The sequence below is a fragment of the Arthrobacter sp. 10N410 genome (assembly GCF_056394945.1).
This window is the reverse complement of record NZ_JBFTIP010000001.1, coordinates 348,267-366,454: the sequence shown is the minus strand read 5'-3', so window position 1 is coordinate 366,454 and position 18,188 is coordinate 348,267. Positions and strand designations below refer to the sequence as shown.

At 67.5% G+C, this 18,188-nt stretch carries 17 protein-coding genes; 8 read left to right on the top strand and 9 right to left on the bottom strand.

All coding sequences use genetic code 11. The features are described 5' to 3' along the window. Position 1 precedes the first annotated feature (1 nt). Positions 2-1,294 (bottom strand): ABC transporter substrate-binding protein, encoded by a 1,293-nt coding sequence (locus tag AC1DB8_RS01770; protein WP_476892022.1) that lies wholly within the window; start codon positions 1,292-1,294, stop codon positions 2-4. 402 nt (positions 1,295-1,696) lie between these two features. On the opposite strand from AC1DB8_RS01770, the gene AC1DB8_RS01765 reads away from it, so the two are divergent. Next, on the top strand, positions 1,697-3,520 hold the full coding sequence (locus tag AC1DB8_RS01765) for an adenylyl cyclase (RefSeq protein ID WP_441417831.1): 1,824 nt from the start codon (positions 1,697-1,699) through the stop codon (positions 3,518-3,520). 50 nt (positions 3,521-3,570) lie between these two features. On the opposite strand, the gene AC1DB8_RS01760 is transcribed toward AC1DB8_RS01765, so the two are convergent. The 7 genes from AC1DB8_RS01760 to AC1DB8_RS01730 all read right to left on the bottom strand — a co-directional run bounded on the left by AC1DB8_RS01760 (position 3,571) and on the right by AC1DB8_RS01730 (position 11,396). Further along, positions 3,571-6,174, bottom strand: coding sequence for a S1 family peptidase (locus tag AC1DB8_RS01760; RefSeq protein WP_441416857.1), 2,604 nt, complete (start codon positions 6,172-6,174; stop codon positions 3,571-3,573). 9 nt (positions 6,175-6,183) lie between these two features. After that, on the bottom strand, positions 6,184-6,900 hold the full coding sequence (locus AC1DB8_RS01755) for a tyrosine-protein phosphatase (RefSeq protein WP_441417830.1): 717 nt from the start codon (positions 6,898-6,900) through the stop codon (positions 6,184-6,186). Between the two features lie 28 nt (positions 6,901-6,928). Then, positions 6,929-7,564 (bottom strand): GNAT family N-acetyltransferase, encoded by a 636-nt coding sequence (locus AC1DB8_RS01750; protein ID WP_441416856.1) that lies wholly within the window; start codon positions 7,562-7,564, stop codon positions 6,929-6,931. 75 nt (positions 7,565-7,639) lie between these two features. Next, positions 7,640-8,527, bottom strand: a complete 888-nt coding sequence (locus AC1DB8_RS01745) for a 3-hydroxyacyl-CoA dehydrogenase family protein (protein WP_441416855.1) — start codon at positions 8,525-8,527, stop codon at positions 7,640-7,642. Positions 8,528-8,579: 52 nt separating this feature from the next. Beyond that, positions 8,580-9,392, bottom strand: coding sequence for an enoyl-CoA hydratase/isomerase family protein (locus AC1DB8_RS01740; RefSeq protein WP_441416854.1), 813 nt, complete (start codon positions 9,390-9,392; stop codon positions 8,580-8,582). Then, positions 9,392-10,603 (bottom strand): thiolase family protein, encoded by a 1,212-nt coding sequence (locus AC1DB8_RS01735; RefSeq protein ID WP_441416853.1) that lies wholly within the window; start codon positions 10,601-10,603, stop codon positions 9,392-9,394. Before AC1DB8_RS01735 ends, AC1DB8_RS01740 begins: the two co-directional genes overlap by 1 nt. Positions 10,604-10,727: 124 nt before the next feature. Continuing rightward, positions 10,728-11,396, bottom strand: coding sequence for a pentapeptide repeat-containing protein (locus tag AC1DB8_RS01730; protein WP_441417829.1), 669 nt, complete (start codon positions 11,394-11,396; stop codon positions 10,728-10,730). Positions 11,397-11,601: 205 nt separating this feature from the next. Between AC1DB8_RS01730 and AC1DB8_RS01725 the strand changes: the two genes are divergently transcribed. Then, positions 11,602-11,778, top strand: a complete 177-nt coding sequence (locus AC1DB8_RS01725) for a CsbD family protein (RefSeq protein ID WP_138768393.1) — start codon at positions 11,602-11,604, stop codon at positions 11,776-11,778. A gap of 115 nt (positions 11,779-11,893) precedes the next feature. Further along, a complete protein-coding gene (locus AC1DB8_RS01720; protein ID WP_441416852.1) occupies positions 11,894-12,664 on the top strand; it encodes a dienelactone hydrolase family protein in 771 nt (256 codons plus the stop codon). A gap of 144 nt (positions 12,665-12,808) precedes the next feature. Here AC1DB8_RS01720 and AC1DB8_RS01715 read toward each other — a convergent pair whose 3' ends face one another. After that, positions 12,809-14,269: an amino acid permease gene (locus AC1DB8_RS01715; protein ID WP_441416851.1), complete on the bottom strand. Its 1,461-nt coding sequence runs from the start codon at positions 14,267-14,269 to the stop codon at positions 12,809-12,811. Between the two features lie 403 nt (positions 14,270-14,672). On the opposite strand from AC1DB8_RS01715, the gene AC1DB8_RS01710 reads away from it, so the two are divergent. The 5 genes from AC1DB8_RS01710 to AC1DB8_RS01690 all read left to right on the top strand — a co-directional run bounded on the left by AC1DB8_RS01710 (position 14,673) and on the right by AC1DB8_RS01690 (position 18,169). Continuing rightward, positions 14,673-14,819, top strand: coding sequence for a hypothetical protein (locus tag AC1DB8_RS01710; RefSeq protein WP_476892021.1), 147 nt, complete (start codon positions 14,673-14,675; stop codon positions 14,817-14,819). A 13-nt stretch (positions 14,820-14,832) separates the two neighbouring features. Further along, positions 14,833-15,090: a hypothetical protein gene (locus AC1DB8_RS01705; protein WP_441416849.1), complete on the top strand. Its 258-nt coding sequence runs from the start codon at positions 14,833-14,835 to the stop codon at positions 15,088-15,090. Beyond that, a complete protein-coding gene (locus AC1DB8_RS01700) occupies positions 15,087-16,811 on the top strand; it encodes a hypothetical protein (RefSeq protein WP_441416848.1) in 1,725 nt (574 codons plus the stop codon). Before AC1DB8_RS01705 ends, AC1DB8_RS01700 begins: the two co-directional genes overlap by 4 nt. Before the next feature lie 91 nt (positions 16,812-16,902). Continuing rightward, on the top strand, positions 16,903-17,652 hold the full coding sequence (locus AC1DB8_RS01695; RefSeq protein ID WP_441416847.1) for a CPBP family intramembrane glutamic endopeptidase: 750 nt from the start codon (positions 16,903-16,905) through the stop codon (positions 17,650-17,652). 76 nt (positions 17,653-17,728) lie between these two features. Then, entirely contained in the window at positions 17,729-18,169 is a 441-nt protein-coding gene (locus tag AC1DB8_RS01690; protein WP_175321444.1) for a VOC family protein, read from the top strand. The last annotated feature ends 19 nt before the right edge of the window (positions 18,170-18,188 follow it).

Genomic DNA, 18,188 nt, shown 5'->3' with positions numbered 1-18,188 from the left:
CCTACAGGGACTTCACAGCGGTGAGGAACTTCGCCCAGGAGGACTCGGCGTCGTCCTTCTTGTCCACGTCCACGCGGGTGAGGGCCTGCTGCATGGCGTCGTTGATGGCAAAGAACTTCGGGCCCTTGAACGGGGTGGCGCCCACGGCCTTGGCCCGCTCGGCGAAGATCTTTCCGGTGGGGGCGTTGTTGAAGAACTTGTTGGTCTGCCCCAGCAGTGCCTCGCTGTCGAGCGCCTTGACCTGGCTCGGGAAGTTGCCCTTGGCGGTGAAGGCCTTGATCTGCTGCTCCGGGGCGTTCAGCCAGGCGGCGAGCTTCTTGGCTTCGGCCTGGTGCTTGCCCTGCGCCGGCACGGTCAGGTACGAACCTCCCCAGTTTCCGCCGCCGCCGGGGAAGACGTTGGCGACGTCCCAGCCCTTGACGCCGGTGGCGTTGCCCTCGATCACACCGAGCATCCAGCCCGGGCAGAGGGTGGTGGCGAACTTCTGGGACTGGAAACCGGCCACCCAGTCGTTGCTCCACTGGCCCAGGTGCGCGGAGAGGTTGTCCTTCGTCGAGGCGTTGAGGACCTTGGTGTAGACGTCCTTGACGGCGGGGTTCTCGGCGGCAATGACAGTGCCGTCCTCGTTTTCGTAGGCCTTTTCCAGCTGGTTGCTCATGCCCTGGTAGATGGCTCCGGCGGAATCGAACCAGGCCGCGCCGGTCTTCGCGGCGACAAACTTCTTGCCGGCGTCGAAGTAGCTGTCCCAGGTGGTGCCGAGCATCTTGGCGACGGATTCGCGGTCCGTCGGCAGTCCTGCCGCCTTGAGCAGTGCCGAGTTGTAGCAGACAGCCTCGGGACCGGAGTCTGTGCCGTAGCCGATCAGGCGGCCGTCCTGCGTGGTCGCCGCCTCGGTCTTCCAGTCCAGCCAGCGGCCTTCGACGGCGGGATCCTTCAGGTCCACGAACTGGTCCGGATACTGCTTGAGTTCGGAGAGCCAGTCAACCTCGATAGCTTCGACGTCCGAGAGGCCCGATCCCGCCGCCAGGCGGGTGGTCAGGTTGTCGCGCGCTTCGTTGGTGGTGGCGGCTTTCTTGTGCTGGATCTTGACGTTGGGGTTGAGTGATTCGTACTCCTTGAGCAAGCTCTCGTAGCCGAACTCGTTGAACGTGGCGAGGGTGAGGGTTACAGGCTCCTTCCCCGTCTCGCCGGTGGGTGCCGCGGCTTTGGGGGCGTCTGCTCCGCAGGCGCTCAGGGCAAGGGTGAGGCAGGCAGCCGACGCCGACAGGGCGGCGAGCTTGCGGGAAAATTTCACGCGGGGACTCCTTTGTCAGGGTATGGCACGAAGAGTGCGGGGCGATGCGCCCAGAGCTGGGAGCGCTCCCGTGACTCGCATGGGAGCGCTCCCACGAGCATGGTGTCGCACATCACAATGAATTGTCAAGGTGGCGCCCTTGGCGGAATCGGGGCCCTTGCCGGGCCTTGAGGCCGGTGTTAGGCTTCCCGGCGGGAGCGCTCCCACACCGTGCCCTTCCCGGCAGCGGGGCGCCTGATTCCCTTTTGCTCCACTCCACAGCCCGTGCAAAACCGCACCCCAACGAGAGCAGGACAAGCAATGCCGCTAGCCCACCTCCGCCGCCACCGCGCGGCCCAATCCACGTCGTTCCGGGCGCCAACGCACCACCAGAGACGGCTGCTGGCCGGCGCGGTAGCGGTGATGCTTGGCGTGCTGGGCGCCGCAGCCGCCCCCGCCGCCAACGCCGCTCCGCCCCCGGCGATGAACCCGGCAGTGAACCAGGCGAAGACCACGCCTGCGCCGGCCCCCGACTTCGGCCCCAACGTGCGGATCTTCGATCCCGGCATGCCGGTGGCCGCCATCCAGGCCGAGGTGGACGCCATAGCGGCCAAACAGGTCGACGACGAGATGGGCACCAACCGTTATTCCCTGCTGTTCAAGCCCGGCACCTATGGCAGCCCGGAAACGCCGCTGATCATCCAGGTGGGCTATTCGACCGAAGTGGCCGGCCTGGGCGCCTCACCCACGGACGTCACCATCAACGGCCATGTGGACACGTACAACCGGTGCCTGACCGCGGACAACTGCATCGCCCTGAACAACTTCTGGCGCTCCGTCTCCAACCTCACCATCAATGTCACCGGTCTGGAGGGCTGCCGCAGCTCGGCGAACTTCTGGGCGGCTTCGCAGGCATCGCCCATGCGGCGGGTCAACATCACCGGCGGCAACCTCTCCCTGATGGACTACTGCACCGCCGGCCCGCAGTACGCCAGCGGCGGCTTCATTTCCGATTCAAAAGCCGGCACGGTCATCAACGGTTCGCAGCAGCAATACCTGGTCCGCGACAGCAGCATTGGCAGCTGGTCCAACGGCGTCTGGAACCAGGTCTTCTCCGGGGTGAACGGGGCTCCGGCCCAGTCCTTCCCGAACCCGCCGTACACCACCCTGGCCAGCACCCCGGTCAGCCGCGAGAAGCCGTACCTGGTGCTGGATTCCGGCGGGGGGTACAACGTTTTTGTTCCCTCGGTGCGCAAGGATTCCGCAGGAACCACGTGGGAAAACGGCCCGACGGCGGGCCGCAGCATCCCGCTGTCCGACTTCTTCGTGGCCAGGCCTACCGATTCCGTCCAGACCATCAACTCCCAACTGGCCCGCGGCAAGAACCTGCTGCTGACCCCGGGTGTCTACGACATTGATCGAAGCATCGAAGTCAAGCGTGCCAACACCGTCGTCCTCGGACTCGGCATGGCCACCCTCACCGCCGTCGACGGTTCCGTGCCGCTGACGGTCGCGGATGTCCCCGGCGTCGAAATTGCCGCCGTCACCGTGGACGCCGGCGAGAAGAATTCACCGGCACTGCTTCGCGTTGGCACCCAGCGTGCCGCAAAAGGCAACGCCCGCGCCCACAACGGCTGGAGCGATCCCGCCAACCCCACCACCCTCCACGATGTCTTCTTCCGGATCGGCGGGCCCCACGTCGGCAAGGCCTCGCTGAGCCTGGAGGTCAACAGTGACGACGTGCTCCTGGACCACATCTGGGCCTGGCGCGCCGACCACGGAAACGGCGTGGGCTGGACTACGAACACCGCAGACAACGGCGTCATCATCAACGGCGACAACGTCACCGCCACCGGCCTGTTCGTCGAGCACTACCAGCAGTACAACGTGATCTGGAACGGCGAACGCGGGAAGACCATTTTCTTCCAGAACGAGCTGCCTTACGACGCGCCCAACCAGGCCGCCTGGCAGCACGACGGCGTACTGGGCTGGGCTGGTTACAAGGTCGCCGACTCGGTTCGGACGCACGAACTCTGGGGCGGCGGCAGCTACGTCTACAACAACGTCGACCCCACCATCCACGCCACCCGCGGATTCGAAGTGCCGGTAACGCCCGGCGTGAAGCTGCATGGCCTGCTGACGGTCAACCTCGGCGCCGGGACCCTGGACCACGTCGTCAATGACACCGGCGCAGCCGTCTCGACAGACGCCGTGGGGGTGCCCAGCTACGTCGCCGATTTCGGTTAGGACGCCTGCGGGCGGGAGCCTTCCGGCCCCGCCCGCCGGCACCGGCGCAGCTAACGCACCGTCCGGCGTCGCCCTAGTGCGATGCAGGCCCCGCCGAGCAGCAGGGCCGCCGCCGCCAAAGCTGCGGCAGGAAGCACGCCGTTGGCTCCGGTGCTGGCGAGCATCGCGGGGCTGCCCGGCTGCTGCGGAGTTGAGACACGGGCGCCCGCTGCCGCCGTCGGAGGAATGTTCCCTGCCATGGCTGCGGACGCCGGCGGGCTGATCGTGAACCTGGCCCTAAGCGGTGACGAGGCGATCCCGTCGACGGACTGGGTTACGGACAGTGTGTGCAGCCCCACGGCCAGGCCGGCGGGGAACCGTACACTCCAGCGGCCGCCAGCCACGAGGACATGCGGGACCAGCGAAGGGAACACCGACTTCGTCCCCACGCCAGATCCGCCCTTCTGCACGGCACCGATCGGCTGTCCGTCAATCAGCACGGTGACCGCTGCGCCGTCGACACCCGTCCCGGAAATCGCATCGGGCAGCAAGTCCTGGCGGAACGAGACCCCGTTCCACTGTCCGGCGACAGCGGGCGCCGGCGGCGGCACCGTGAACACCAGCGTGGCTGGCGGGCTGTCCACGTGGCCGGGCGCCGTCTGGACCGCCGAGACCGAGAGCTTGCCGTACACCCGCTGGCTTCCCACCGAAACACTCCACCGGCCCTGCGGCGAAACCTTCGCGGAACCGGTCAGCTGGCCCGAAAGGACCACGGTGTTGCCCGGGGTGCCCGTTCCTTCGACGCGATCCAGCGCCGCGAGGCTGGATCCGGAGGCGGGGGCACTGATCTCCGGCGCGAGCAACCCGGAGACCTTGAGGCTGAACGCTGCGGCCCCTGACCGGCTGTGGCCGTTGACGGTCTCAGCCGTGAATTGGAACGTTCCTTCCGACGCTGGCGCGTTGAAGGACCAGCTTCCCGCCGCGTCCACCGGGATTTCGACGGCGTCCTGGTCCGGGCGAAGCAGGCGGACCGTGGAGTTCGCGGCGACGCCCGAGGCGGGGGCGGCAGGCACGCGCCCCCGAATGAGGCTGCCCGGCAACACCGTGCCGGTGTCCGGTGTCCCCGCAAGTTCGGGCTTGTTCAAGAACAGCTGGAGCTGGACGGGGCCAGGAATGGAGCCCAGCGCATCGTCGAGCGTTGTCGCGACCGCAAAGTTCTGCGCCGCGCCCCGGGGTTCCCCGGCGGAGTGTGTGCCGACGGCAAAGTTTCCGCTGATCCAGGGCCCCCCGGAGTCTCCACCGCTGGATTGGACGTCATAGGACAAGAAGCCCTTGAAGGCCCTCAAATCTCCTGCCGCGGTGGTGCGTCCTCCCACAACGTAGACGCCGGTTTCCGCTACCTCGCCGCAGGACCATCCGGTGGTGCGGCCGGACCGGCAGACAGCCTGGCCCTGGTACGGCGCTGCGGTGCCAATGATCTTGACGGAGGTTTGTCCCGGGTTGGCCGGGGTCTTCCACGTAGTGGCGGAGGGCTGCACCTTGAGCCCGGGCCGCAAATCCTTGATCACGGCAATGTCGGTGCCGATGTTGCCCGGACTCGACTCTGCACCGGTGATCGGCGAGTTATCGGGTCCGCCGAACTGGCTGAACCCGAACGATCCCAGGGGTTCGAGAACGGCCGGCAGCGAGGTGGTCGCTCCGCCGGCCGGCGCCGCGGTGGGCGGCTCGACGTCGGCCTTTGCCGCCGTTCCATCTTCGGCGCAGTGCCCGGCAGTCAGCACCAGCGGCAGGCCGGCGGGATCAAAAGCCCCGAAGCCGGCAGAGCAGATCGTCATCTTGTCGATCACGTAACCCTGCCCGCCGAAGTAGTCGTCTTCGGTCTTGATCGGAGCGCCCTTTTCCAGTTTCACGTTGGCGTAGCGGGACACGAAAGCTGCGGCCGAGATCTTTCCGGGGGCGGGCGCCGGCGCCGGGTCGAGGCTGCCGGGCGCCAGGGCCGCCGAGGTCCACGCCTCGGCTGTGTTGGTGCCGCCGGTGCGGACGATGAAGTGGCCGTCGGCGTAAGCCACAGCCTGCAGCCCGGCAGGACCGACCTCACGGACATACGCCTGGAAGAGCTGCTCGGCACTGCCGGCGACGAGTTCCGGCTTCACGGCTGCGGCCGGCGTGGCGCCTGGTCCCGTGGGAGCGGCCAGCGCGGAGGTCTTCAGCGCGGGCGCCTCGAGCGCGAATTCCGCCGGGCCGGCCTGGTTCAGTTCGTCGATTCGGGCTTGGAGCTCCACGCCGGAGCCTTCGACCACGATTTTTCCGTCCCGCAGGACAATCCCGACATAGCCAGGCAGGCCGCGCAGGGAGGGTGCAGCCTCGGCGGCCCGCTTGGCCTGCGCTCCGGCGGCGTTGAACTCCGCCAGGGTCATGCCCAGGTCCCGTCGGATCGCCTCGGCGAGCCCGGCGTCGCTGATGCCCGGTTCTGGCGAGGACGCAGCGGGTTCAACCGGCGCCGTCGGCGCGAGGGCCGCCTCCGAAGTGGGGCTGGGCGAAGGGGAAGGGGACGCCGTAGCGGGATTAGGGGACCCGGCCTCTGCCAAGGCGGGGACAGCCACAGACGACCCCGCGAGCGCCACGGCGACAGCCGCCGCTGCCCGGATTACCAGCGCGTACGTGGGAGTCTTCACCCGGTTACTCTAGTGCCCCAATTTGCCCCGGATGGCAGTCAACTCAGGAACCGTTACCCCATTGTGGCCCAAAAATTCGGCAGTTTTCAGCTGCCGCACAAAGCGCAGGAGGCTTTCCTGGCGCGCCTCGATCAGCGGCGCGAGGATCTCCTCGGGCAGGTACCGCTCATGCGGATGCGGGGTTGCGGACAGCCGGTGGTGCTCGTTGATGCCCCGCATGGCGCGTGCGTAGGACAGGGCGATGGCGTCCTCCCCGGCTCCGGCGAGGTCCTGGAGCATGGCGGCGATCATGCCGCTGCGGTCCCGGCCGGCCGAACAGTGGATCACGACTCCGCCGGGGGCTGCCGCGACGGCTCTGAACACTGCGGCGAGCTTGCCGGGGAAGATCCTGGCGTTGTCCGGATAGGACGCCGGGTTGTTCAGGTAAGGAACGCAGAGCGCGCGGAATTCAGCGTTGCCGGGATCCTCGGTGGGGGCGTGCACGACGTCGAACGCCGCCAGGGTCGCCTCGCCCACCCGTGGATCGGTGTCGCGGCGGCGGATCTCATCCGGGTTGCGGAGGTCGATCACGGTCCGGATGCCGCCGTCGTATGCCTGCTGCCAGCCGGTCTCGGTGAGCCATTCGCGGCGGCCCATCCGGTACACGCTGCCCGCAACGTGCCAGGCGTTGACGGCCCCGTCCCAAGTGACAGACCCGTCGCTGTTGACGGCCCCGTCCCAGTTCATGGGCTTCACGGCGCCGCCCTCCGGCCGGCTAGCCACGGGACTCGTCCCGCCGCTTCCCCAGCCGGAACTCCAGGCCGCTGCGTACCATCGGCCATTCATGTTCGAGGATGGAAAACACCACGGTGTCGCGCAGCACGCCGTCGGCCGTGCGGCTGTGGCTGCGCAGCACGCCGTCCTGTTTGGCGCCCAGCCGGGCAATCGCCTCGCGGGACTGGTGGTTGAGCCAGTGCGTGCGGAATTCGACGGCGGGGCAGCCGAGCGTCTCGAAGGCATGACGGAGCAGCAACAGCTTGGAGTCCGGGTTGCTGCCGCTGCCCTGCGCGGAGGCGGCGTTCCAGGTGGAACCGATCTCCACCCGGGGTGTGGCGGCGTCGATGTTCATGTAGGTGGTCATGCCGATCACTTTCCCGGGGCCGCCGGTGGCCGGGTCAAGCAGCCGGGTGGTGAACGGCAGCATCGAGCCTGCCTGCTGCAGGGCCAGCCGTCGATCGATCTCGGCCGCCATGGCCTCCGGGGCGGGGACGGACGTGTACCAGAGTTTCCAGAGCTCGCCGTCCCGGACTGCCTCCACCAGGCCGTCGTGGTGGGCATGGCTCAGCGGTTCCAGCACCACGTGCTGGCCGGTGAGGGTGATGGGTTCAATGCGCGGCGGGGCGGTAGTCACCGCACCATCCTAGGCATGCCGGCCCCTCGCTGGCGCCCGGACGGATCCCCCAATGAGCATCCGTCCGGGACCGGCTCAGGCGGTCCAGTCGAAGAAGCCCTGGCCGGTCTTGCGTCCGAGTTCGCCGCGGGCCACCTTGTCCCGGAGGATCTGCGGTGGCGCAAAGCGCTCGCCCAGGGTGGAGGCCAGATACTCGGCGATGCCGAGCCGGACGTCGAGGCCGACGATGTCGGTGGTGCGCAGCGGACCGGTCGGGTGTTTGTAGCCCAGGACCATGGCGTTGTCGATGTCCTCGGCCGAGGCGACGCCTTCCTCCACCATGCGCATCGCCTCGAGGGCGATTGCGACGCCCAGCCGCGAGGAGGCGAAGCCCGGGGCGTCATTGACGACGACGGCGGTCTTGCCGAGCGCTTCGACCCAGCCGCGGGCGGCCTGGGCGAGGGCCTCGCTTGTCTGCTCGCCGAGGACGACCTCGATCAGGGTGGACGCGGGAACCGGGTTGAAAAAGTGCAGGCCCAGGAAGTTCTGCGGGCGCTTCAGCTCGCGGGCCAGGCCGTTGACGGAGAGCGAGGAGGTGTTGGAGGCGAGGTACGCGTCCGTGGCGAGCCGCTCCTCGATCCCGCGCAGCGAGGCCACCTTCAGGTCCCAGTCCTCGGGTACGGCCTCGATGACCAACTGCCGGTCCTTGAAGTCGTCGTAGTCCACGGTCACGGAGAGGCGGGAGACCATCTCGTCGAGGTTGCCGTCGGTGGCGCCGCGCTCGATACTCTTGGCCGCCGCGGACTCCACGCGCTCGCGGGCCGCCTCGGCAGACTCCTCGTCACGCTCGACGACGAGCACGTTGGCGCCGTTGATCAGGAAGGCATGGGCGATGCCCGCGCCCATCCGGCCGCCGCCGAGCACCCCGACAAAGTCGGGAAGGCCAGTGGCAGGCAGGTTGGCGGGGAGTACCGAGTTGCTCATATCTACTTCTTCCGGTCTGGATTGGGGCCTGGCGTGGCGGCTGGCTTGTTGCTCACTTCGCGGCTGACTCTTGGGCTGATTTCTTGGCTGATTTCTTGTCCGATTTCTTGTCCAGGAAAGCCTGCATACGGTCGAACTTCGCCTGCGATTCGAAGAGGATGCCCTGCGCCAGCTGGTCGATCAGCGGGTGCGCCTCAGCCGGGGCATGGAACACGGACTTGGTGATCCGCACCGCGAGCGGGTCCTGCTGCGCGATCCGGTCCGCCAGCGCGTGGGCGGCGTCCATCAGCTCCGCGGGTTCGTGCACCTCGGTGATGAGCCCGACCGCGAGCGCCCGGTCGGCGCGGAGTACTGCGCCGGCCAGGAGGATGTCCTTGGCCACCGGCTCCCCCACCAGCTCCTTGAGGCGCCAGCTGGCCCCGGCGGCGGCGAGGATGCCGAGGCCCGTCTCGGGGTTGCCGATCCGGACCCCCGGGGTGCCGATCCGGAAGTCGGCGGCGTAGGCCAATTCGGCGCCGCCGCCCAGGCAGAAGCCGTCGAGGGCCGCGATGACCGGCATCGGCAGCTTGGCGATCCGGACGAAGATGGTGGAGTTGATGCCCTGCAGGGCGTCGTCGCGGCGGCGTTCCCGCAGCTGCGCGATGTCGGCGCCGGAGGCGAATACGCCTTCCGTGCCGGCAAGGATCAGCACCTTGGGGGTCTGCTCGAGGTACGCGCAGACGCTGTGGAGCTCATCGACCATCTGCTGGTCGATCGCGTTGCGGACCTCCGGGCGGTTGAGCAGGACCACCAGCCGGTCCTCGCGCTCCTCGACCAGGAGCGTGCCGAAGCCTGCGGTGTCCAGGCCGCCGGGCCGGGCCGCCATTAGACGCGCTCCAGCAGCATGGCTGTGCCCTGGCCGACGCCGATGCACATGGTGGCGAGGCCGATTTTGGCGTCTTCGCGCTCCATCCGGCCCAGCAGGGTGATGGCAATCCGGGACCCGGACGAGCCGAGCGGATGGCCCAGGGAGATCGCGCCGCCGTCGCGGTTCACAATCTCCGGATCGAGGCCGAGCCGGCGCATGCTGGCCAGCGACTGGGTGGCGAAGGCCTCGTTGAGTTCGACGGCGCCGAGGTCACCGACGTCGAGCCCGCTTCGGGCGAGGACCTTCCGGGTGGCCGGGACCGGGCCGATGCCCATGATCTCTGGCTCGCAGCCGGCCGAGGCGCCGTCGATGATGCGGGCCCGCGGGGTGAGCCCGAGCTTCTGGATCGCGGCCTCGGAGGCGACGATGATCGCGGAGGCGCCGTCGTTGAGCGTGGAGGAGTTGCCGGCGGTGACCACGGAGCCGCCCGCGACGACGGGGCGCAGCCCGGACAACACGTCCATGGTGGTGCCGGCGCGGGGGCCTTCATCGGTGTCCACGACCGTCTCGCCCTTGCGCGTCTTGACGGTCACGGGAACGATTTCGTCCGCGAAGCGGCCGGCGGCAATCGCGGCGAGCGAACGCTCGTGTGAGCGGACGGCGAACGCGTCCGCGTCCTCGCGGGAAATGCCGTCCACGCGGGCGACTTCCTCGGCCGTCTCCGGCATGGAGTAGGTCATCTTGCCGTCGCGGGAGAGCTCGCCCTTCTGGAACAGCGGGTTGGCGAAGCGCCAGCCGATCGAGGTATCGAAAATTTGGCCCGGCTTGGCGAAGGCGGTCTGCGGCTTTTCCTGCACCCAGGGGGCGCGGCTCATGGATTCGACGCCGCCTGCGATGACGATATCTGCGGCGCCGGACTTGATCATCTGGCTGGCCATGATGATGGCGCTCAGGCCGGAGGCGCAGAGCCGATTAACGGTAATGCCGGGGATGTGGAGCGGTAGTCCGGCCAGGATGGTGGCCATCCGGGCGACGTTGCGGTTCTCCTCGCCGGCTCCGTTGGCGTTGCCGAGGATGACCTCGTCGATGGCGTCCGGGTCGATCCCGGCACGGGCGACAGCTTCACGGACCACCAGCGCCGCCAGGTCATCGGGCCGGACCGCGGAAAGGGCGCCGCCGTACCGTCCCACGGGAGTGCGGGCACCGCCAACAAGAAAAGCCTCGACCATGAGAACATCCTTCACCAAGGGAGCAGGGCCGGCAGCAGAGTAAATTACCGACCGTTCGTTCTATAAAGATTACACAACGGGTCAAGGCGGTCAACCGGACGGCCCCGGATGACGTGGCGTCGACTCAGGCCACGGTGATGCCCAGGTGGCCGGCCAGCAGCGGGGCCAGCAGGCTGAGCTGGTGCTCGTCGACCACGATGCCGGCGAGGCTGCCGAGGCCGCTGAGGGACCGGAACTCCGTGCCGCGCAGGTCGAAGTCCTTCAGTCGCGCTCCACTGAAGTCCAGGCTGCCGATGGTGCAGTTCTTCAGCGCCACCCGGGTCGCCGTGCAGGAGCCAAGGTCCAGTTCGTTGATGATGCAATCGCTGATCTGCACGTCCACCAGCTTGGAGCCGCGGAGGTTGACGTAGTCCAGCTTGCCGCCGTCGATCCGCACCGACTGCCAGCCGCTTTCATACAGTTCCGCCGACCCCCAGCGGGGGTTGCGGAGTTCGACGTCGCGCAGGCTTGAGCGCGCCGCCGTGAAGACCGGGGCGTAGATCTCGGCCAGGACGCAGTCGCGGAAACTCGCGCCGCGCAGCTGGGTTTCATTAAAGGAGGCGCCGGAGAACTCGCACTCGGCGAAATCCGTGCCGCTGAGCTCCAGCCCGTCCGCGGCCGCGCGGGTGTACCGGACGCCGTCGTAGCGCTCCCCGCGGCGGAAATCGGGGGCAGGATCCTCCGCGAGGTCCGCCAGCTGGACCGGCGTGAGGCGCGGGGCGGTGACTTTGGCTGCGCCGGAGGGCTTGGCCATCACTGTAACTCCGCCTTGGCCGCGGTCTTGGCTGGGACAGGGGTGGTTGTGGGCTCCATGGTTTCGAGCCTAGCCGGGCGGATCGAAAACCCTGGGCACGGACCGGATCGAATGATCTCGCGAAAGGGCTTGAATTAGTAAGCATGCTTCGTGTTATGGTGAAACTGCGTTGAATTTCAACCGGAAACGAAAGGTGGAGTACACCATGGGTATCGGAGACAAGATTCAGAACGAGGCGGAGCACCTCGGCGGCAAGGCCAAGGAAGCTACCGGAAACGCCACGGACAACGACCGCCTGAAGGCCGAAGGCCAGAAGGACCAGGTCGTCGCCGACGCGAAGAAGGTCGGCGAAAACGTCAAGGACGCCGTCAAGCGCGACTAGTCCTAAAAATCGACGGCGTCGGACATTCCTTTGGGGGATGTCCGGCGCCGTTTTTTGTGCCCGGATGCAAGACTGTCCGAACACGACTCCCGCACGACCCGACCTAGGAGTGCCCATGGCCAGGAATGCCGCCAACCGGGGCGAAGACCCGGACCCGGCCCTGCATAACGTCGACCTCAGCGGGGCCAGCCTCGCCGCCGGCGGCTCCCCGCGGCTCCGCGGCTACCTGGCGGAACCGGAAGGGGACGGTCCCTTCCCGGCCGTGCTGATGATCCATGAGGCGTTTGGCCTGGATGGCATCACGGTCCGGCACGCAGAGCGGATGGCGGCCGCCGGCTATCTCACCCTGGCTGTGGACCTGTTCAGCGACGGCGGGGCGCGCCGCTGCCTCGTCTCGACCATGCGTTCCCTGGCTGCCGGGCAGGGTCGCGCGTTCACGGACCTGGCGACGGCGCGGCAGTGGCTGTTGGACTCCGGCCGCACGACCGGGAAAATCGGCGTCATCGGGTTCTGCATGGGCGGCGGCTTCGCCCTGCTGCTGGCCAATGACGGCTTCGATGCCGCGGCGGTGAACTACGGCAGGCTGCCCAAGGACCCGGAAACGGCGCTGGCGGGCGCCTGCCCGATCGTGGCCAACTTCGGCGCGAAGGACCGTTCCCTTTCCGGGGCGGCGGCACGGCTGACCTCCGTGCTTGAGTCCCTCGGCGTTGAACACGACATCAAGGAATTCGCGACCGCCGGCCACTCGTTCCTGAACGATGAGGAAACGGAACCCAGGCCGCTGCGTCCGCTGTTCCGCGTCCTCGGCGTCGGGCCCGATCCGCAGGCCGCACCCGCGGCCTGGCGCAGGATCGAAGACCATTTCGCCCGGCACCTGAAGGACTAGGCGCCAGATCCCGCATCGGCTGCCCCAACGGTGCCTTTTGCAGCCCCGGAACGGCCGTTACGGAGCAGTCGATGGAACAAACGACGGCGGCGGCCACCTTGTTCGGGTGGCCGCCGCCGTCGTTGGTCATTCAGGACCGGAGCCCTAGCTGAAGAGCTGGCTCTTCGGTTCGTTGTTCTTGACCTTCTGCCAGCCGAGCCAGAGGACCACCGCGAAGAACGGGATGGTCGCCAGGGTCCACAGGCCCAGCGGGAAGACCTCCCCGGTCTTGCTGGTCATCGTGTCGAAGCCGATCAGCACGGTGATGGCCAGCAAGGCCACCAGTCCGGCCCAGCTTGTCCACGGTGAGCCCGGCATGGGCAGGGAGGACACGTTGCCCTTGGTCTTGCGCAGCGCGATCTGGCTGGCGAAAATCGAGCCCCACGTGAAGATCACGCCGATCGAGGCGGTGTTGAGTGCGAGGTCGAAGGCGTGCGAGCCGCCGAGCCAGATGTTGAGCAGGATGCCGACCAGGTAGACCGAGCCGATCGCCAGGATCGCGGCGTAGGGGACGTGGCTCTTGGACATCCGGGTCAGCCACTGCGGGGCATGCCCGTTGTTGGCCATGGTGCGGAATATCCGGCCAATCGAGTACAGGCCCGAGTTGCAGGACGACAGTGCGGCGGTGATCACGATCATGTTCATAACGTCGCCCATCCACGGCAGGCCCATCTGGCCGAAGACGGTGACGAACGGCGAGGTGCCGGCCTTGTACTGGTCCGAGGGCAGCAGCATCGCCAGGAGGGTCACCGACCCGACGTAGAACACGACGATCCGGATCACGACGGCGCGGATCGCCTTCGGGACCTCCTTGGCCGGGTCCTCCATCTCGCCGGCGGTGATGCCGACGAGCTCGATGGCGTTGTAGGCGAAGATCACGGCGTTCAGCACGAGGATCATCACGAGGGCGCCCTTGGGGAACATGCCGCCGTCCGCCGCGAAGAGGTTGTTCACCGAGGCGTGGCCGTCGCCGACCTTGGCGTTGGTGACCACCATGAAGGTGCCGACGGCCAGGAAGATCAGGATGGCCGCGACCTTGAGGACGGAGGCCCAGAACTCGAACTCGCCAAACGCCTTGACGCTCAGCAGATTCACTCCGACGAGGAGCAGCAGCGCCGCGATGGCGGTCAGCTCCACCGGCACGTTGGGGAAGAAGAACTGGAAGTACAGCCCGATCGCGATCAGCTCGGCGATGCCGGTCATGGCCCAGTTGATGAAGTACATCCAGCCGGACAGGTAGGCACCCTTCTTGCCGAACATCTCACCGGCGTAGCTAACGAAGGAGCCGGAGGTCTGGCGGTACATGATGAGCTCGCCAAGGGCGCGCATCAGCAGGTAGGCGATGACGCCCGCAATGGCGTAGGAGAAGATCAGCGCGGGGCCGGTCGAAGCCAGGCGGCCGCCGGCGCCCATGAAGAGGCCGACGCCGATTGCGCCGCCCATGGCGATCATGGTGACCTGGCGGCCGTTCAGGGACTTCTTGTAGCCCTCGGCGCTGAGGGTCGAGTCGACGACGGCGGATTGCGCCGGCGCGCTCTTAACGTCTGTGGAAGTACTTTGTGGCACAACAGTTCCTTGTAGGTCGGGGTATTGCCGGGACGGGAAGGCGGCTCCGGGAGCAGAAGTACGGACCCGGCCTGTGCCCTGAGCCCAGGAAACGGGCAGGGTTTTAGACCGAAACTCACAACGGGTCGCAGCGTCGCGCGGCACGTCCATAGTACTAGCTTTCGGCGCCGCACCGTGACGCGGGCTACACCCGGAACCGCCGAAAATACGAAATTAAAACAACGTTTTGGCGCAAAAGCGCTGGTCAGGCCGAGGTTTCCATTACTCTGAGCGAACCGGCGGGGACGTTCCCGCTGGTTCGCCTGCAACGTCACTGCAGGCCATGGCAGCAGTGCCGTGAGTCAGGGGGGACTATGAAACAGAGAGCGCTACTGCCCGCAGTGCTGCTTCTCGTACTGGCAGGGTGTTCGAGCGGCGGTTCCGGTCCGGCCACACCCAGCACCGGCAGCAGCACCGCAGCAACGCCGGCACCATCATCATCATCATCATCATCATCAGGATCTCCGGCGCCGAGCGCGTCCGAACCGGCCGATGTTTCCACTTCGCTTAACGCACCCGAGGCCTTGCGCGAGCCCATCTGCCGCGCGACGGCCGACGGGTCGTGGTCCTTCACGGGGACCCTGGTCAACAGCAGCGACAAGAACAAAGTGTTCACCGTGGCAATCGCGGTCACCGCCGGCCCTGCCGTGGCAGGGCACACGATCATCACCAAAACCGTCGCTGCCGGCAAGTCGGCCGAGATTGCAGCACCGAACTTTGCCAAGACCAAGGACAGCGCCGGGACCTGCACACCGGTCGTCTCCGTAGAGGATGCGCCATGAAAAAACTACTTGTCATCTCAGCGGTGGTGCTCGGGCTCGCGGCCGGACCGCTGGCGGTCGGACCGGCCTTCGCCGAGACCGCATCGCTGCCGCAGGACACAGCGAGCCCCACGGCAACCGACACGGCCGCGCCGACCGAGTCGGCGTCGGCCCCCGCCATTCCGGCCCCGGAACTTAGCACGTCCCCGACAGCGACGGCGGAGCCCACCGTGGAGCCGACCTCCACTGTTGCGGAGCCAACGCCGACGCCGACGCCGACTCCGACGGAGGAGCCGACGTCGCCGTCCGTCGTTGTCCTGGGCGCCATCCAGGCGAAATGGACTGCGCTGAAGGGCGCAGCCGGTGCCCTCGGCGCACCGACCGCCAACCAGGCCTGCTCTCTCGACGTCTGCAGCCAGGCGTTCGAAGGCGGATCCGTCTTCTGGACCGCTGCAACCGGCGCGCACCCGGTGCTGCGGACGGCCGGCCACACGGGCCCCCGCTGGCACGCGCAGGGAGGCTTGGCGCTCTACGGCTATCCGGTCACGGACGAAACCGCGGTCACGGGCGGAACCATCCAGAAGTTTTCCAGTGGGCGGTTCCTCACCTGGACCACCAAGGGAATCCAGCAGATCTGGTCACGCGGCGCCATCGGCGCCCTGTGGCGGGCCCAAGGTGAGGCCGCCGGGCTCGGGCTGCCGACCACCGCCGAGGTCTGCGGGCTGACGGCGCGGGGCTGTTCTCAGTTCTTCGCCCATGGAGCGGTGTTCTGGTCCCCGAGGACCCCCGCGCAGGTCCTCAAGGGGACCATCTACACCAGGTGGAAGGCGGCCGGCGCGCAAGCCGGCGTCATGGGCTATCCCACCGGCCCCAGGACCTGTGGCCAGGCTGCCGGCGGATGCCTGCAGCGGTTCCAGGGCGGAACCGTCTACTGGTCCTCGGCAACCGGGTCCTGGATCTCCCGCGGCGGCCTCGGAGCCCGGTACGTCCGGGTGGGGGCCACCCGGAGCAGCCTGGGCTACCCGCTCGCCAACGAAAAGTGCGTTCCGGGGCAGTGCATCCAGGCCTTCCAGCGGGGGTTCATCGGCTGGACGGTGAAGCCGGGATACCGGGTCTTCGGGATGTCGGAGTGCCAGAACCTCAACAACGGCAAGTCCAAGTACCCCACCTACGGCGCGAACCGGGTCCTCCTCACGTGGACCCAGGGCTACGGACTGAACCATGCGACCAACCTGTACTGCATGAAGATCGCCGGGACGTACGTGCCGGACTGGCGGACTGACGGGTACGTCGGTAAGTCCGGGTTCAAGCCGCCGGGAGTTCCGTCCGGCCCCACCCGGAACCTGTTCTCCCCCACCGGATCGTTCTCCGTGACCGAGGCCTTTGGCCTGGGCAACCCCGGCACGAAGCTTGCGTACCGCACGCTCAACCCGCGCTCACGCTGGGGCGGCAACCCCTGGACGGCCACCTACAACAAGTACCACGAGTCCTCCTCCTGGGTTGGCTGGGACGAGAACATGTGGTGGTTCGCCAGCCTGGGCTACTACCGCCAGGGCGTGGTCATCAACTACAACCGGCCGAACATTGTCCAGGATGCGGGCTTCGCCATCTTCCTGCACATGAACAAGATCCCGACGGCCGGCTGCATCTCCCTGGATGACTGGGCGGTGGTGGACTACATCCGCAAGTCCACCCCGGGCGACCGGATCATCATGGGGACCTACGGGGCGCTGTTCCGATAGATTCCCGGCTCTGCAGCTACACGGCTAACGCCCGGCGCCCTCGGCCCGGGCGTTAGCCGTGTCCGCTCGGCGGCGGGGCTAGGCTGGTGGCATGGGTCCCGCTCTCCGTCAACCACCTGCGCCGCGTCCGGAACTGTACGCATTCTCCCGGCTGGACCTCATCACGGCGGGGATTTACGTGGCAGTGGGGGCGGTCTTCGCCACCGCCTCAGGCCTGCTGGCGCCGCTCGTGCTGCAGCTCTCGCCCAATCCGGCGGTGGCGTCCTACGCGGTGAACCTTCTGGTCTATGCGGTCATCGGCCTGCTCGCCCTGTTCGCGGCACGCCAAGTCGCGCGCCGGGATCTCCGCGTCCTGGCCACGAGACCCTGGTTCACCCTCCTGACGGTGCCGCTGGCCGTGGTGGCCGCGATGATCCTGACCGCCATCCTGGTGGCCGTGGCAGGGACCCCGCAAACCTCCGCCAACCAAGCCGGCCTGCAGGCACTCATGCAGCAGGTCCCGGCCTGGCTAATGGTGCCGCTGCTGGTGATTGTGGGCCCCTTCGTGGAGGAGTACATGTTCCGGCACCTGCTGATCGGCAAGTTGAGCCGGAAGCTGAACATCTGGCTCTGCTGCGCGCTCTCCGTCGTGCTGTTCGCGGCCATGCACGTCGTGGGCCAGGAGGCGCTGACGCTGCCCGTGCTGATGCCCTATCTCGCCATGGGCGCCACCCTGGTGTTCGTCTACGTCTGGACGGGCAAGAATGTGATGTTCTCCTACTTCGTCCATGCCTCGAAGAACCTGCTGGCCGTCATCTTCATCTACGCCATCCCGCCGGAAATCCTCGAGCAGCTGCAGTAGCGCCCGGAAAAACAACAGCGAAAGTTGCCCCGGCGGCACCCTAGCGCCGCGGGCGCCGTCGTCGTAGGTTTTTCCCATGGCACTGAACATCCAAATCGCTGTCGACTGCGTCGACCCGCACGCCCTCGCGGACTGGTGGGCCGAAACCCTGGACTGGGCCGTGGAGCCGCAGGACGAGGACTTCATCCGTTCCATGATCAAGCAGGGTTTCGCGACGGACGCGGAGACCAAGCGGCACCACGGAAAGCTTGTCTGGCGGGACGGCGCCGCCATCCGGCCGCCCGAGGACCTGGGCGTCAAGCCCGCCTCACGCCGGATTCTTTTCCAGACCGCGCCGGAGGCGAAGACCGTCAAGAACCGCGTCCACTGGGATGTGAACCTGGCCGGCGCTGACAAGGACGAGGTCCGGGCCGCGCTCGAGGCCCGCGGCGCGACGTACCTGTGGACCGCCAACGAGGGCCCGCATTCCTGGCACACCATGGCGGACCCGGAAGGCAACGAGTTCTGTATCAGCTGAGCCGATTACTAGACTCGGA

Coding starts and splice junctions, on each gene's coding strand:
- AC1DB8_RS01765 (WP_441417831.1), top strand. CDS start 1,697: ATGCTTGGCGTGCTGGGCGCCGCAGCCGCCCCCGCCGCCAACGCCGCT.
- AC1DB8_RS01755 (WP_441417830.1), bottom strand. CDS start 6,900: ATGAACTGGGACGGGGCCGTCAACAGCGACGGGTCTGTCACTTGGGAC.
- AC1DB8_RS01745 (WP_441416855.1), bottom strand. CDS start 8,527: ATGAGCAACTCGGTACTCCCCGCCAACCTGCCTGCCACTGGCCTTCCC.
- AC1DB8_RS01740 (WP_441416854.1), bottom strand. CDS start 9,392: ATGGCGGCCCGGCCCGGCGGCCTGGACACCGCAGGCTTCGGCACGCTC.
- AC1DB8_RS01735 (WP_441416853.1), bottom strand. CDS start 10,603: ATGGTCGAGGCTTTTCTTGTTGGCGGTGCCCGCACTCCCGTGGGACGG.
- AC1DB8_RS01730 (WP_441417829.1), bottom strand. CDS start 11,396: ATGGCCAAGCCCTCCGGCGCAGCCAAAGTCACCGCCCCGCGCCTCACG.
- AC1DB8_RS01725 (WP_138768393.1), top strand. CDS start 11,602: ATGGGTATCGGAGACAAGATTCAGAACGAGGCGGAGCACCTCGGCGGC.
- AC1DB8_RS01720 (WP_441416852.1), top strand. CDS start 11,894: ATGGCCAGGAATGCCGCCAACCGGGGCGAAGACCCGGACCCGGCCCTG.
- AC1DB8_RS01700 (WP_441416848.1), top strand. CDS start 15,087: ATGAAAAAACTACTTGTCATCTCAGCGGTGGTGCTCGGGCTCGCGGCC.
- AC1DB8_RS01695 (WP_441416847.1), top strand. CDS start 16,903: ATGGGTCCCGCTCTCCGTCAACCACCTGCGCCGCGTCCGGAACTGTAC.
- AC1DB8_RS01690 (WP_175321444.1), top strand. CDS start 17,729: ATGGCACTGAACATCCAAATCGCTGTCGACTGCGTCGACCCGCACGCC.